This window comes from Micromonospora sp. NPDC023966, assembly GCF_040639095.1.
GTDB lineage: Bacteria > Actinomycetota > Actinomycetes > Mycobacteriales > Micromonosporaceae > Micromonospora.
In genome coordinates, this window is sequence record NZ_JBEZZJ010000050.1 from 22277 (window position 1) to 36657 (window position 14381).

Consider the following 14381-nt stretch of genomic DNA (forward strand, 5'->3'; position numbering starts at 1 on the left):
GGAGACGGGGTCACGCTCACGCACGCGCTCCACTCGGGGCCAGCGCCCCACTCCACCGCGGCCAGGCCGGGAGGACCACCTGCTGCTCGGCCGGCAGGTCGCCACGCTCCGCCCGCAACAGGTCCGGGATCTCGTCGGCCCAACCGAACCGGTCGGAGGCCAGCACCCGGCAGCGCACGTGCGACAGGAACCCGGCGAGGATCTCGCGCTCGCGTTCGCGCAACTGCGCGTAGCCCTGCCCGTCGATGGTGATGGCCGGCGCCAGGTAGCGGAACGGCGGGAACCCGTACGCGTCGTCGGTGTTGCTGATCATCCGGTCCAGCGTCTCGTCCGGGCCGAGCTCGCTGATCCGCGGCGTGCCGCGCTCGATGATGAACAACTCCTCGACCCGGGTGCTGGTGCCGATGCGGCAGGGGACCAGCCGGTCGACGCTGTACTTGGGCGGCGGGACGAGCCGCTGGGTGATGGCGTTGATGCCCATGATCGGCACGTTGAACCGGCTCAGGGTCAGCGCCAGCGAGCGGCCGCCCTTGGAGTGCAGCCGGCTCTGGAACTGCAGCCGGCGCCACTCGGCCGGGGTCAGGTCCTGGGCCTGCACCGCGCGCAGGGTGTGCGCGCTGATCGTCAGCGGCTTGGGGAAGCAGGTCGCCACTCCGTCGGGGCCGATCAGGGTCATGTCGTCGGAGAGGAAGTGCCCCCCGTGGTCACGCAGCAGGCGCAGCACCGTGGCGGTCTTGCCCGTGTCGGTCAGCGCCGAGAGCATCACCCCGACGCCGTTGAGGTTGACGCACGCCGAGTGCAGGAGCATCTGCCCCCGCGAGACGAGCACGAACCGCAGCAGCGCCTCGATGATGTTGGTGTAGACCACGTGCGGCGACCGGGCGAGCAGCGGTCCGACCTGGATGTCGATCGGCGAGCCGAGGCTGATCCGGAAGTTCGCGCCCAGCCGGCCCAGGTGCTCCTCGTACCGGAGGACCGACTCGTTCGCGTACTCGGTCATGGCGGCCCGGCGTCGCGGCCCCCGACCGCCCACGTCACTGACCCGCACCGCGATGTCGACGTCCGCGTCCGCCACCCACTGGGCCCGGAAGAACTCCAGCTCCGGCAGCATGATCTGGGAGCCGATGGTGACCACGCCGGCCACGTCGTACCGGTACTTCAGGTACTGGTACCGCTTGCGGGAGGGGGCGGCGGTGGCCGCGGGGGCCGTCAGGCTGACGAGCATGCGTACCGGATCGCGCCGGCCGGTGCTCGCGGTGGAGTAGATCACCCGGTCGTTGATGAGGAACCGGACGAGGAAGAGCGCGACCAGCGTGAGGGCGTTCGCCGTGAGGATCCCGACGCCGGCCCAGACCAGGGCCTGCAGGACCGGGAGGCGCAACAGCAGCAGCATGTTGTTCAGCAGGAAGAAGCGGCTCGCCCGGCCGGCCCGGGAGCCCTGCCGGTTGCGCCGGTAGATCAGCAGGTCGATGAGGACGAAGTTCCACGTCGTCGACAGCTGGGTGGCCAGCGCCGCGCCCAGCAGGTGGTGCAGGTTCGCCGGCTCGTAGAAGAACCACAGGGCGGCGGTGTTCACCGCCATGCCGGAGAGCCCGACCAGTCCGAACGCGACCATCCTGATCAGCTCCGCCAGGCGGTCGCGGGTGGAGGCCGGGCGCTCCCGCATCTGGCCGACCAGCCGTTGGCTGCGCAGCCGCCACAGGTGCCGCAGGAAGGTCAGCCCCTCCCGCACGGACGCCTTCGAGCGGCCGGCGTGCCGGTGCGCCATCTCGTAGGAGACCTCCGCGATCCGGGCGCCCGGGTGGCGGACGAGCAGCTCCAGCAGCACCTTGAAGCCGATCGGGTTCATCCGGTGCAGGTCGACGGCCGCCCGGCGGAAGGCGAACAGGCCGCTCATCGGATCGCTGATGGTGGTCAGCCGGCGCGGGAACAGGCTCTTCGCCAGGCGGGTGGCCCACGACGAGGTGGCCTCCCGGGCGGCGCCGCCCAGTCCTTCGCTGGAGCCCTCTCCGGCGTAGCGGGTCCCGATCACCACGTCCACGTCGTGCCGCATCGCGATGTCGGCCAGCCTGCCGGCGGACTCCGGCGGGTGCTGGAGGTCGGCGTCCATCACCATGACCCACTCGCCGTGGGCGTGCCGGGCGCCGAGCAGCACCGCGCCGCCCAACCCGCCGGCCCGGGAGTTCGCCGGACGGTGCAGCACGCGTACGGCGACCGGGGCGTCCGGCGCGTGCCGGGTCAGGACCTCGACGGTGTCATCGTCGCTGTCGTCCACGAAGATGATCTCCGCGCCCAGCGGCGCGAGGGCGCCGCCCAGGCGGGACAGCAGGGTGGGGATGTTCTCCGCCTCGTTGCGGGTCGGTACGACGACGCTCAGCCGCACCTGCTGTTCCGCCGCGGGCCGGTGCAGATAGCGCGGCGTCGGTTCCGGGTCGTGCCGGTACCGGCGCCGCCGGACTTCGCCGCCCGAAGTCGCCGACTCCTCGTCGTCGTCCGTCGATGGCGCGTGTGCAACCTCGGTCATTCGACCCTCCATGAGGTCTGCTTCCAGGCAATGACGAGCCGCCGGAAATACAGCTCGGAAACAGCGCAGAAGCCAGTTGGAAATGCGTGCGGGACCGTCTCCGGTTCGGTCCCGGCACCGTGGGTATTGACGGGGTGGCTGCGGTGTCGTCAGAGAGTACGAAGGGCGAACACGCGGTGTCTAACACTCGAACAGTCGTGAAGGTGACACTCGCTCACCCGGCGTCGCGCCGGCGGGGACCCCCCGCTGCCTGCGGCGAAACGGGGTTAGGTAACCCTTTTGTTGCGCTGAGTGACTACTCAATCGGACCGCTGGCTGACCACTGTGGACGGATCGCGGCGAGTCGGAAAGCGTTCACCACAACGCCGCACGACGGCGCGACAAATGCATGCCGGACGAAAGCCGCGGCAATTTCCTTTACCTACAGCTACCGGCCGGGAATTGTTTCGGATGACGTGGCCGTGGCCGTTCGGCTGAGTGTTTGCTTCGTAAAGTATCGGCCGTCTCCACCGGGCCAGCCGAGGATTTCCCCGAACGGTGTGCGTCTCTGCCGGTTCGCCGCCCGCCGCGGTGACCGTGCAGGCCACCCCCGACCGGCCCACTCGGCCCGATGGCGGCACCTGGTCGGCGGGACAGGCCATCTTGTCCGGTGCGCCGACTTATCCGGTGTGCCGACCCGTCCGGGGACGACGATGAGCCCTGCCGAGGGGGGCAGGGACCGTCCACGCCGGTGCGCCCCGCCCGCCTCGGGCGAGGTTCGCCGGCCCGCGCTCAGGCGGAGCCGGCGACCACCGCGTCGCGGACCAGCCTCCGCAGGCCCTCCATCGGGTCGCCGTCGCCCGCGCCGAGCCGGTTGCGCAACGCCGCCACCGTCAGTCCCAGGTCGGGGTACGCGAAGGCGAGGCTGCCGCCGCTGCCCGCGGTGCCGAACGAACCGTCCGCCTCGACCGCGTAGCCGAGGCCGAAGGTCACCTCTGCGCCGAACACCCAGTCCTCGCCCCGCACCGCCACCGCCGACACCTCGGCGAGGCGGTCCGGCGAGATCAGCCGTACCCCGTCGACCGGGCCGAGCAGCGCCGCGTACATCCGGGCGATCCCGCGCGCGGTCATCGTGCCGACCGCCGGCACGTCGGCCCGCAGCACGTCGGGCCGGCTGCCGATCGTCCCGTCCGGACGTACCCCCGGCGGGGCCACCGCGTCGAAGTTCGGCAGGTTCGCGCTCGCGTAGGTCATCAGGGCCGCCAGGCCGGCGTCCTCCAGCCGGGCCAGCCGGGGCAGCTCGGCCTCGGGCACCGCCAGGAACAGCTCCCCGGTCAGCCCGAGCGGCCCGGCGACCTCCTCGGCCAGCACCTGCGAGACCGGCTTGCCGGTGACCCGCCGGACCACCTCGCCGACCAGCCAGCCCCACGTCCAGGCGTGGTACGCGACCCGCTCGCCCGGCGCCCACCGCGGCGTGGCGTCGGCCAGCAGCCCGCACATCCGGTCCCAGTCGGTGAAGTCCTCCGCGGTGATGTCGGCGGGCAGGGCCGGCAGTCCGGCCGTGTGGGTGAGCGCGTGCCGCAGGGTGATGCCGTCCTTGCCGTGGCGGGCGAACTCCGGCCACACGTCGGCGATGCGCAGGTCGTAGTCGAGCCGTCCGCGCTCGGCCAGCACGTGCACCACGGTGGCGGTGAGGCCCTTGCCGGTGGAGACCGCGTGGATCGGCGTGTCGGCGGTCAGCGGCCGGCCGGTGGTGGCGTCGGCCAGGCCGGCCTGCTCCTCGACGAGCGGCGCGCCGTGCAGGTAGGCGGCCACCTGCACCCCGGCCTCCCGGCCGGAGGTGACCAGCTCGTCGATCGCGGTGCGTACCTCGGCCCGCAGGCCGTCCCAACGTCCGTCCATGATCAGCGAGCCTGCCAGACCGCCCCGAGGCTGTCGCCCGAAATTGCCCCGGGCGTGAGCCGCGGTCACCGTACTAGCGTCGGCTGCGGATCAGGTCCATCAGCCGGCCGTGGGTCTCGGCGTCCGCCGCCACCAGCAGGCCGCGGCCACCCGGCCCGGTCCGGGCGCCGTCGATCCCGGTGACCACGCAGCCGGCGGCCCGGCACAGCGCGATGCCGGCGGCGAAGTGCACGCTGCCGGACAGGTCGCTGCCGTCGGTGACGTACGCGGCGCGCTTGCCGGCCGCCACCCAGGCCAGCGCCAGTGTGGTGGACACGACCCGCGGCCGGAACCCCTCGACGAAGTCGGGGTGAGCCAGCAGGTCCACGGCCCGGAATCCGGGCGCGTTCGGAAACGGCGGATCCAGGTTGACGTCCACCAGTCGGGTGGCGGGCGTGGGCGTCAGTTCCGCATCGACCCCGTCGCGCCGTACCCGCGCGGTCGCACCGTCGGTGAAGAAGACCTCACCGGCGAGCGGGTCCGCCACCGCCGCCGCCCCATCGCGCAGCGCCACGTTGACGGCCACCAGCATGGTGCCTGTGGCGTAGTTCAACGTGCCGCACAGGGGATCCACCAGCCACCGCCGTGCGGCGTCGACCGGGCCCTGTCGCCCGCCTTCCTCGCCGAGCACCGCATCGTCGGGCCGGGCGGCCCGGAGGACGTCCAGGATCGTCCGCTCTGCCGCCACATCGGCTTCGGTGGCGAAGTCCCCGCCGCCCTTGTCGATGCGGCTGAGCCGCTGGCCGTACATGTCGCGCACCCGGTCCGCGCCGGCAAGCGCCGCGGCGACGGCAACCCCGGCATCGTCCAGGCCGGCGTAGGAGTTGATCATGCCGGGAAGGGTATCGGGGACGGGCCGGCTTCGCTGCCCGCGGGTGCCGCCGGGCGGGTCCGATTGCCGCGCAGGCGGGCGTACCGGGTAGGTTGCCGGCATGGCGGAGGCGGCGACCGACGGGGTCGTGGAGATCTGGACCGACGGGGCGTGCAGCGGCAATCCCGGCCCCGGCGGCTGGGGCGTGCTGCTGCGCTGGGGCGGGCACGAGCGCGAGCTGTGCGGTGGCGAGGCCACTCCGACCACCAACAACCGGATGGAGCTGACCGCCGCGATCCGGGCGTTGGAGAGCCTGACCCGTCCGGTCACCGCGCGGCTGCACACCGACAGCACGTACGTGCGCAACGGCATCACCGGGTGGCTGGCCTCCTGGAAGCGCAACGGCTGGCTGACCGCGGCGAAGCAGCCGGTGAAGAACGCCGACCTGTGGCAGCGGCTGGAGGCGGCCTGCGCCCGGCACGAGGTCACCTGGCTCTGGGTGAAGGGCCACAACGGACATCCGGAGAACGAGCGGGCCGACGCGCTGGCCAACCGGGGGATGACCGAGGCGCGAGCGGAGGCCGCCCCCGCTCGCTGACCGCCGGGCGGTTGTGTCGACCCCGGTCGATGGGTAACGTAGCGGATCGATGCCGTCACGGACAGTCGCCCCCCGGAGGTGTCCGCGTGACCGTTGCGCCGCTGACCGACCTGCCGATCTGGCCCCCGACCAACCTCGACCGCGACCCGCTCGTCCCGCTCGACGCGGGGGAGCGGCGGCGGTTCGCCGGCCCGGTCACCCGGGTCCGGCTGCCCACCGACGCCACGGCCTGGCTGGTCACCCGGCACGCCGACGTCAGGTACCTGCTGCGTCACCCCGGCTTCAGCGCCGACCTGACCCGGCCGGGCTTCCCGCTGCCGCGCCGGATCCCGCCCCGGCGCGTTCGGCGACCGCCGGGGCGGGTTCCTCCGGATGGACGGCGCCGAGCACGCCCGGCTGCGCCGGATGCTGACCGCCGAGTTCATGATCAGGAACGTGCGGCGGATCGAGCCGCTGATCCGGCAGACCGTCGACCGCGCGCTGGACGAACTGCACGCCGCCGGCCCGCCCGCCGACCTGGTCACGCACGTCGCCCTGCCGGTGCCGTCGATGGTGATCTGTCACCTGCTCGGCGTCCCGTACGCCGACCACGGCTTCTTCCAGGAGCGCAGCCGGACGCTGATCGACCGCGACGCTCCGCCGGAGCGGGTCCAGCGGCACGTGCGGGAACTGCGCGACTACCTGCACCGCCTGGTCGAGGCGAAGGTGGCCACCGGGGAACGCGCCGACGACCTGCTCAGCCGGCTGGCCCGGGACCGGGTGGACACCGGGGAGCTGGCGGTCGACGAGTTGGTCGGCATGGCGGTGCTGCTGCTCATCGCGGGCCACGAGACCACCGCCAACATGATCGGGCTGAGCACCCTGCTGCTGCTCCGCCACCCCGCCCGGTACGCCGCGCTGCGCGACGACCCCGGGCACGCCGACGGCCTGGTCGACGAGCTGCTGCGCTACCTGAGCATCGTGCGTACCGGCCTGCCCCGCCTGGCCACCGAGGATGTCGAGGTCGGCGGGCGGCTGATCCGGGCCGGGGAGGGGGCGATCGCGGTGCTCTCCCTGGCCAACCGGGACCAGGCTGCCTTCGACCGGCCGAACGAGTTCGACCCCTACCGGGCGGCGCAGCAGCACGTCGCATTCGGCTTCGGGGTGCACCAGTGCATCGGCCAGCCCCTGGCCCGCGCGGAGCTGCGGATCGCCCTGGTGGAGCTGGCCCGCCGCTTCCCCCGGCTGCGGCCGGCCAGCACGGCGGGGCGGCTGCCGACCCGGGACAGCTCGGTCGTCTACGGCCTCGACGCGCTGCCGGTGACCTGGTGAGCGGCGCGGTGCGGGTCGGCGTGGACCGGGACCGCTGCTGCGGGGCGGGCAACTGCGTGGTGACCGCGCCGGAGGTCTTCGACCAGGACGACGAGGACGGCCTCGTGCTGCTCCGCCGGACCGAGCCGCCGGCCGACGCGGTCGACCGGGTACGGCTCGCCGTGGAACTCTGCCCGGCCGGGGCGATCAGCGTCGCGCCCCGGCCGGAACCGGGTCACTCGTCGACGCCGGTGCCGGAGGCGTCCGCGACGCCGTGACCGCTCGGCTCGTGGCGAGCCGTAGCGTCACGCCGAGGCTGACGCCGCACTGCGGGGTTCGCTCACCGCTCCGGGCGGCCCTCCTCGATCTCCTCCGGCTCGTTCGCCGGGTCGGTGGTGCCCGAGACGTCGGCCACGTCGTAGCCGGCCCGGCTGACCTCCCGGGCGGAGCGGTGCTCCTCGGCCGGCAGGTCGGCGAAGTCGTCGCCGGTGTCGTCGGTGCTGTGCAGGGACTCGCCCGGCGGGCGCAGCGACGCCTCGTACGCGGTCGCGCCGTCGGGCTCGTCGGTGGCGGCGCGGCCGAAGGACTCTTCACTCGTCATGTGGCACTCCTGCCCGCCCCGGCCGGGGGCAAACGCTCAGCGGGCCGCGTCCGGGTGGGTCGGCATCGAGGAGCCGCCGGAGCTGCTGCCCGACGCCCCGCCGGCCACGCCGGAACCGTCGTCCTCGGTCACCTCGTCCGGTTTCGGCGCACCCGGCTCCGGCGCCGGCACGTCGGTGTCCGCCTCCACCTGGACCAGCCGGGCCTGGCCGGCCTCGTCCTCGGCGTGCGCCGGGTCGACCGGCTGCTTGCCCTGCCGTGTCTCGTATTTCACCGGTCGGCCTCCCGTCCGTCGCCACGGTGACGCCGCCTACCCGCCCCCGTCGCGGCGAAACCCGGCCGGCCCGCACCGGAGCGCGGCGAGCCCGCGCTGCCGTCGCCGGGCCGACCGCGTGGCAGGTTGTCGGCGTGGTTGGCCGCCGGCTCCGCCGGGGCGCGCCCTTCGGCGGCGGCGCCGGCTGCGCGGGCTCGCCGGTCGCCGCGGGTGGCGCCGTCAGCGGCGGCGTCGGCCCGCGGACCGCCCGCCGGTCGGACGCCCACCCGCGGGCCGTCCACCGGAGGACCGCGGGCCGCCGGGCGACGGGACCGGGGTGACGGTCAACGACCAGTGCGCCGGGCGGCGCAGGCCGGTCGGCAGGACCGTGCGGTGGTCGCCGCGGGCCGCGTCGAGCTGGGACTGGTGCACGAACAGGCAGTCGCCGAGGTCGGCCCCGCGCAGGTCCGCGCCGCGCAGGTCCGCCCCGGTCAGGTCGGCCGCGCCGAGGTCCACCCCGCGCAGGTCCGCGCCGATCAGGCAGGCCCCGCGCAGGTTGGCGCCGGCCAGGCCGGCCCGGCGCAGGTCCACGCCGATCAGCACCGCGCCGCGCCGGTCCACCCCGGCCCGGCCGGCCCGGGCCCGCTCGCCGGCCCGGGAGAGCAGCCGGTTGACCCGGTCCCGGTGCGCGTCGACGTCGACGTCGAGCAACTCCTCCGGGGTGCCGTCGGTGAGCCGTCCCGTCTCGGCGAGGGCGGCGGCCAGTTCCTCTCGTAGCGGGCCGGCCGGGGTCAGCGCCAGGGCCTCGGTCAGATACCAGAGCAGCTCGTGCAGCGGCCGCATCACCGCGAAGGTGTCGAACATCCGCCGCGCGGTCGCCGGATCGGCCCGCCAGTCCCGCCCGCCGAAGGTGCCCTGGGCGACGTGCTGGCCGGCGCCGAAGCAGTCGAAGACGGTGCAGCCCGGGAAGCCGCGCTGCCGCAGGTCCCGGTGGATGCCGCAGCGGGAGTCGGCGCGCAGGTTCGGGCAGGGCTGCCCGGCGGGCTTGTCGACCGCGAAGTCGGCGGAGGCGGCGAACGCGGGCGCGACGCAGCAGATCCCGAAGCAGCGCGCGCAGTCGGCCCGCAGCTCCCGGGCATCGCCCGCCGCCCGCTGGTCCACCGCCTCGGACACCTCGCCCGGCCTCCCGCCCGTCACCGTCGGCCGCGACCCTCGCGCCCGCCGCCATTCTCCGCCCCGCCGGCCCGGACCGGCCGCCGGGGGCACCCGCTGCTGACCGCCGCCGCGCTGGTCGGCGCGGTCAACGCGTCGCTGCCCGGCCTCGGCGCCGCCCTGGCTGGCCGGCCTGGCCGGCCTGTCGACCGGCCCGACGGTGCTGGTGGGGGTGCCGGCCGCGCTGGTGGCCTTCGCGGCGCAACTCGCATCCATCGGCCGGGCCTCGATCTCGATGGACCGCTGAGCCGGCGCGGCGGCGGGCGCCGGCCGGTTCGGGTCAGAAGTCGAACAGCGCGTCCGTGCCGCGCCGCAGGTGGCACCGGTTGTCGAAGGTCCGGGTGTACGTGACCGGCCGGTCCTGCCAGAAGCCCACGGCGCGGGCGGTGACCGGGGCGTACTCGCGGGTGCACGGGCCGGGCCGCACGTCGAGCGCGTCGAGGTGGCCGTCGACGCGGGCGACGAGCCGGCAGGCGGTCGCCGGGTCGGGGTGCAGCCCGCCGGCGGGGCCGCAGATCAGCACGGTGGCGCGCACGTCGTCGCCGCCGGCGTCGACGGTGAGCAGCAGCGCCGAGGGGGTCTCGGGGCCGGGGCGGGGCGCCGCGGCGGCCGCCGTCGGGGCGAGGCCGCCGAGCGCGGCGGCCAGGGCCAGGGTGGCGGTGGTTCGGGCGAAGGGCATGGGTCGTCCTTCCGTCGGGCCCCGGGGTCGGGGCCGGGATGGTGGCCCGGGCGTCGTGTGGCCGGGCCGACGAGAACCCTAGGTGGGCGGGGTGAACGCGAAACGTCACGAAGTGTTACGTCGACCGGCGCCCCTGAGCGGCGGCCGTGACATCGGCTCCGGGGAATGTCCGAACGGCTGACAACCGGATCCGGCACCCGCGGAGACGCAATGTGGAACTGTCGGGCGAATGGCCGAACGGATGACAACCGAAGTGCGCCGTTATTGCGACGACGCTTTCCGTAAACCGGATCGTTGTCGGTTCCTGACAACCGATCCGGCCGTTACCGGAACGATTCAATGCACTGTTCGGCGGCGGTTTACCGTCGGGTGGCAGGACGTTTTCCTCGCCATCGGGAGGGCTCCTCATGAGCGACCTGTCCCACCCACCGTCGTTGACCGCACCCGGCGATCCGGCCGCTCCGGACCCGGCCGTCGGCGTCGCCGGAGCGCCCGCCGCCGGCCGCCGGGAAATCATCGGCCGGTCGCCCAATCAGCTCGCCTGGCTGCGGCTCAAGCGGGACCGGACGGCGCGGGCCAGCGCCCTGACGCTGGCCGTCGCCGCCCTCGTCGCGCTCGGCGCGCCGCTGCTCGGCCGGCTCAGCGGAATCGACCCGACCGACAAGTTCGTCGACCGGCTCAACGATTTCGGAATGCCGATCGGCTACGCCGGCGGCATCAGCGCCGACCACTGGCTCGGGCTCGAACCCGGCAGCGGCCGGGACATCCTGCTCCAGTTGGTGTACGGCCTGCGCACGTCATTGTTCATCGCCTTCGCCTCGGCCCTGCTGGCGTCGTTCATCGGGGTCGCGGTCGGCGTGCTGGCCGGCTGGGCGCGGGGCTGGCTGGACAGCGCGGTCAACTGGTTGATCGACCTCACCCTGGCGTTCCCGTTCCTCATTTTCGCCCTCGCCGTGATCCCGATCCTCCAGGACCGCTTCTACACCGAACGGGAGGCGCCGCCGCCGGCCTTCCGGGTCGCCCTGATCATCGCCACCTTCGGCCTGTTCAGCTGGACCTACACCGCGCGGCTGGTCCGCGGCCAGGTGATCTCGCTGCGCGAGCGGGAGTTCGTCGAGGCCGCCCGGGCCGCCGGCGCGGGGACCGGGCACCTGCTGTTCCGGCAACTGCTGCCGAACATCTGGGCCCCGATCCTGGTCACCGTCTCGCTCAACGTGCCGCAGTTCATCGCCATCGAGGCGGCGCTGGCCTTCGTCAACATCGGCGTCACCGAACCCACGCCCGACCTCGGCCGCATGATCTACAACAGCATCGGCTACGTCGCGAGCGATCCCTGGTACACCCTGTTCCCCGGGTTGACGATCTTCCTGCTGGTCCTGGCGTTCAACCTCCTCGGTGACGCGCTGCGCGACTCGCTGGATCCCCGGTCCACCCGGTAACCCCCACGGCCATCGACACGCCCGGCCGGCGGGGGCCGGCGGGCGGGAAGGGAGCACACCCGTGCGCGCACGAACCCGGACACTGACCGGTGTCCTCTCCGCGGCGGCGCTCGTCGCCGCCGGCTGCAGCGCCACCACCGACGGCGGAGGCGGCGGCGACGAGAAGGCGAAGACCCAGACCGGCTCGATCTCCTACGAGGCGGCCGACAACCAGGGGCCGGCGAAGGCGGTCGACGGCGCCAAGGCCGGCGGCACGCTCACCGTCATGCAGAACTCCGACTTCGAGCACCTCGACCCGGCCCGCAACTACGTCAACGTGCAGCAGGTCACCGGCGGCCTGCTCTACCGGGCGCTCAACGGCTACAAGGAGGACGGCACCGGCAAGCTGCTGCTCGTCGGCGACCTGGCCACCAACCCCGGCAAGGACGTCAACAACGACTGCAAGGTCTGGGAGTTCACCCTGCGCGACGGGGTGAAGTACGAGGACGGCTCCCCGGTCACCAGCAAGGACGTCGCCTACGGCCTGGCCCGCTCGTTCGCCGCGAACCTCAACGAGGGGCCGCACTACATCCAGCAGTGGCTCTACCCGGACGGCGCGTACAACGCCACCTACAAGGGGCCGTACGACGGTGGCAAGGCGACGCCGGACGGCGTCGAGACGCCCGACGACCGGACGATCCGGTTCACCTTCCCGCAGCCGCACTGCGACCTGCCGTACGCGGCCGCGCTGCCCACCACCGCCCCGGTGCCCGCCGCCAAGGACACCCGGGCCAACTACGACCTGCGGCCCTTCTCCTCCGGCCCGTACAAGGTGAAGTCGTACGAGCGGGACGTGGCGCTGGAGCTGGAGCGCAACCCGAACTGGGACCCGAAGACCGACCCGATCCGCAACGCCTACCCGGACGCCATCCGGGTCACCTTCGGCCTTGAGCAGGCGCAGATCGCCGAGCGGCTGGTCGCCGACGCCCCGGCCGACCAGGCGGCGCTGAGCTGGACCGACGTGCCGCCGGCCGTGCTGCCCCGGACCACCGCCGCCGGCGTGGCCGAACGGGTGGTCAAGGGCCCAACCCAGTACACCTGGGTGCTCAGCATCAACACCCAGCGCGTCACCGACCTGACCGTCCGCCGCGCGCTCAACTACGCCGTGGACAAGGACGCGGCGCTGAAGGCGATCGGCGGGCAGGCCGCCGGGAGTCCGGCCACCACGCTCATGTCGCCGACCACCGCCGGCTGGCAGAAGTACGACGTGTTCAACGCCCCGGTCACCGGGGACAGGGCGAAGGTCACCGAGCTGCTGGCCGGGAAGAAGCCGAAGCTGGTGCTCGCCCACTCCAACACCGAGCTGCGCACCCAGCAGGCCGAAGCGATCCGGAAGAACCTCACCGACATGGGCTTCGACATCGTCATGAAGCCCATCGACAGCACCAGCTACTACGACGAGATCGGTCGTAAGGACAACCCGTACGACCTCTACCTCAGCGGCTGGGGCTCGGACTGGCCGACCGGCTCCACCGTCATCCCGCCGGTCTACGACGGCCGGGAGATCGTCGACGAGGGCAACAACAACGTCTCGTACCTCAACGAGCCGTCGGTCAGCGCGGAGGTCGACCGGGTGCGCAACCTGCCGGCCGCCCAGCAGGACGCCGCCTGGATGGCCCTGGACGAGAAGATCATGCGGGAGTACGCGCCGGTCGTGCCCTGCTACTACGACGCCACCTACGAGCTGCACGGCTCGAAGGTCGGCAACGCGTTCCTCAGCGACGCCTTCGGCATCATCTCGCTCAACGGCATCCACGTGAAGCAGTGACCGTCCCGTGGGGGCGGTCCACGCCGGACCGTCCCCACCCGTCCACCGGGGGAGGTGCTCCCGTGCTCCGATTCGTCGTCCGGCGACTGCTCGTCGCCGCGGTGACCCTCGCCGTGATCAGCCTCGTCACCTTCGGCCTCTTCTTCGCTGTGCCGAGCAGTCCGGCCAAGGTGATGTGCGGCAAGAACTGCACCGCCGCGGACATCGCCCAGGTCGAGCGGCGGCTAGGCATCGACCAGCCGCTGCCGCGCCAGTACGCGGAATTCGTCAAGGGCGTCTTCGTCGGCCGCACGTACGGCGAGGGGGACTTCCGTCAGGACTGCCCGGCGCCCTGCCTGGGCTACTCGTTCCGCAACAACCAGCCGGTCACCAGCATCATCGTCCAGCGCGCCCCGGTGACGTTCAGCATCGTCCTCGGCGGCGCGGTGCTGTGGCTGACCCTCGGCGTCTCGCTGGGCATGCTGTCGGCGTTGCGCCGGGGCACGGCCCTCGACCGGGCCGCCATCGGGGTCACCCTGGCCGGCGCGTCCATGCAGGTCTACTTCTTCGGCCTGATCCTGCTCTACCTGCTGGTGTACGCCACCGGGCTGCTGCCGTTCCCCAACTACACCCCGTTGACCGAGAACCCGGCCCGGTGGGCGGTGGGGCTGCTGCTGCCCTGGATGACGCTCGGCTTCCTGAATTCGGCGCTCTACGCCCGGCTGGCCCGGGCCCAGATGCTGGAGACCCTGTCGGAGGACTTCGTCCGGACCGCGCGGGCGAAGGGGCTCTCCGCCCGGCAGGTGCACACCCGGCACGCGTTGCGCGCCGCGGTCACCCCGATCGTCACCATCGCCGGCCTGGACATCGGCACCAGCCTCGGCGGCACCTTCATCACCGAGACCATCTTCGGCCTCCAGGGGCTGGGCAAGGCCACCGTGGAGGCGGTGCAGTTCCTCAACCTGCCGGTGGTGATGGCGACCGTGCTGCTGGCGGCCGTGCTCATCGTGATCGCCAACATCGTGGTCGACGTGCTCTACGCGGTCATCGACCCGCGGGTCCGGCTGAGCTGAGGGGAGAAATCGACATGGTGGAGCTTCCGGTGCCGCGTACGGGCGAGGGCCCGTATCTCCAGGTCCGGGATCTGCGGGTGCGGTTCGACACCGAGGACGGCGTGGTGAAGGCCGTCGACGGGGTGTCGTTCGCCGTGGAGCGGGGTCGGACTCTGGGGATCGTGGGGGAGTCGGGGTCGGGCAAGAGCGTCACGTC

General features: G+C 73.1%; 14 protein-coding genes. 7 read left to right on the forward strand and 7 right to left on the reverse strand.

Annotation, left to right across the window (positions count from 1 at the left end; all coding sequences use genetic code 11):
• Positions 1-16 precede the first annotated feature (16 nt).
• From AB0F68_RS33200 to AB0F68_RS33210, 3 genes are all read right to left on the reverse strand, one after another.
• The gene (locus AB0F68_RS33200) at positions 17-2524 is read right to left on the reverse strand and encodes a glycosyltransferase (RefSeq protein WP_357345486.1); all 2508 of its coding nucleotides are present in this window, start codon (positions 2522-2524) and stop codon (positions 17-19) included.
• A 771-nt stretch (positions 2525-3295) separates the two neighbouring features.
• A complete protein-coding gene (locus AB0F68_RS33205) occupies positions 3296-4405 on the reverse strand; it encodes a serine hydrolase domain-containing protein (protein ID WP_357345488.1) in 1110 nt (369 codons plus the stop codon).
• 73 nt (positions 4406-4478) lie between these two features.
• Complete coding sequence (locus AB0F68_RS33210) at positions 4479-5276, reverse strand: inositol monophosphatase family protein (protein ID WP_357345490.1); 798 nt, start codon at positions 5274-5276, stop codon at positions 4479-4481.
• Between the two features lie 100 nt (positions 5277-5376).
• Here AB0F68_RS33210 and rnhA point away from each other — a divergent pair, with 100 nt between their 5' ends.
• The 3 genes from rnhA (at position 5377) to AB0F68_RS33225 (ending at position 7421) form a co-directional block, all read left to right on the forward strand.
• On the forward strand, positions 5377-5853 hold the full coding sequence (gene rnhA / locus AB0F68_RS33215) for a ribonuclease HI (protein WP_357345492.1): 477 nt from the start codon (positions 5377-5379) through the stop codon (positions 5851-5853).
• Positions 5854-6225: 372 nt separating this feature from the next.
• Positions 6226-7164 (forward strand): cytochrome P450, encoded by a 939-nt coding sequence (locus tag AB0F68_RS33220; protein ID WP_357345494.1) that lies wholly within the window; start codon positions 6226-6228, stop codon positions 7162-7164.
• Between the two features lie 8 nt (positions 7165-7172).
• On the forward strand, positions 7173-7421 hold the full coding sequence (locus AB0F68_RS33225; protein ID WP_357345513.1) for a ferredoxin: 249 nt from the start codon (positions 7173-7175) through the stop codon (positions 7419-7421).
• Positions 7422-7483: 62 nt separating this feature from the next.
• On the opposite strand, the gene AB0F68_RS33230 is transcribed toward AB0F68_RS33225, so the two are convergent.
• From AB0F68_RS33230 to AB0F68_RS33245, 4 genes are all read right to left on the reverse strand, one after another.
• Positions 7484-7744 carry a hypothetical protein gene (locus tag AB0F68_RS33230; RefSeq protein WP_357345496.1) on the reverse strand — a complete coding sequence of 87 codons (261 nt, stop codon included), beginning with the start codon at positions 7742-7744 and terminating at the stop codon, positions 7484-7486.
• 36 nt (positions 7745-7780) lie between these two features.
• Complete coding sequence (locus AB0F68_RS33235) at positions 7781-8017, reverse strand: preprotein translocase YidC (RefSeq protein WP_357345498.1); 237 nt, start codon at positions 8015-8017, stop codon at positions 7781-7783.
• 219 nt (positions 8018-8236) lie between these two features.
• Complete coding sequence (locus AB0F68_RS33240; protein ID WP_357345515.1) at positions 8237-9157, reverse strand: pentapeptide repeat-containing protein; 921 nt, start codon at positions 9155-9157, stop codon at positions 8237-8239.
• 331 nt (positions 9158-9488) lie between these two features.
• Positions 9489-9887 (reverse strand): SSI family serine proteinase inhibitor, encoded by a 399-nt coding sequence (locus AB0F68_RS33245; protein ID WP_357345500.1) that lies wholly within the window; start codon positions 9885-9887, stop codon positions 9489-9491.
• Between the two features lie 407 nt (positions 9888-10294).
• Here AB0F68_RS33245 and AB0F68_RS33250 point away from each other — a divergent pair, with 407 nt between their 5' ends.
• From AB0F68_RS33250 to AB0F68_RS33265, 4 genes are all read left to right on the forward strand, one after another.
• Complete coding sequence (locus tag AB0F68_RS33250) at positions 10295-11326, forward strand: ABC transporter permease (protein WP_357345502.1); 1032 nt, start codon at positions 10295-10297, stop codon at positions 11324-11326.
• Positions 11327-11387: 61 nt separating this feature from the next.
• Entirely contained in the window at positions 11388-13133 is a 1746-nt protein-coding gene (locus AB0F68_RS33255) for an ABC transporter substrate-binding protein (RefSeq protein WP_357345504.1), read from the forward strand.
• A gap of 62 nt (positions 13134-13195) precedes the next feature.
• Positions 13196-14185 carry an ABC transporter permease gene (locus tag AB0F68_RS33260; RefSeq protein ID WP_357345505.1) on the forward strand — a complete coding sequence of 330 codons (990 nt, stop codon included), beginning with the start codon at positions 13196-13198 and terminating at the stop codon, positions 14183-14185.
• Positions 14186-14199: 14 nt separating this feature from the next.
• Positions 14200-14381: ATP-binding cassette domain-containing protein (locus AB0F68_RS33265; protein ID WP_357345507.1), on the forward strand; the 182-nt coding region annotated here is incomplete at its 3' end.

What these genes read in the sequence shown, in the direction of transcription:
- AB0F68_RS33200 (WP_357345486.1), bottom strand. Translation starts at nt 2,524, where the DNA reads ATGACCGAGGTTGCACACGCGCCATCGACGGACGACGACGAGGAGTCG.
- AB0F68_RS33205 (WP_357345488.1), bottom strand. Translation starts at nt 4,405, where the DNA reads ATGGACGGACGTTGGGACGGCCTGCGGGCCGAGGTACGCACCGCGATC.
- AB0F68_RS33210 (WP_357345490.1), bottom strand. Translation starts at nt 5,276, where the DNA reads ATGATCAACTCCTACGCCGGCCTGGACGATGCCGGGGTTGCCGTCGCC.
- rnhA (WP_357345492.1), top strand. Translation starts at nt 5,377, where the DNA reads ATGGCGGAGGCGGCGACCGACGGGGTCGTGGAGATCTGGACCGACGGG.
- AB0F68_RS33220 (WP_357345494.1), top strand. Translation starts at nt 6,226, where the DNA reads ATGGACGGCGCCGAGCACGCCCGGCTGCGCCGGATGCTGACCGCCGAG.
- AB0F68_RS33230 (WP_357345496.1), bottom strand. Translation starts at nt 7,744, where the DNA reads ATGACGAGTGAAGAGTCCTTCGGCCGCGCCGCCACCGACGAGCCCGAC.
- AB0F68_RS33245 (WP_357345500.1), bottom strand. Translation starts at nt 9,887, where the DNA reads ATGCCCTTCGCCCGAACCACCGCCACCCTGGCCCTGGCCGCCGCGCTC.
- AB0F68_RS33250 (WP_357345502.1), top strand. Translation starts at nt 10,295, where the DNA reads ATGAGCGACCTGTCCCACCCACCGTCGTTGACCGCACCCGGCGATCCG.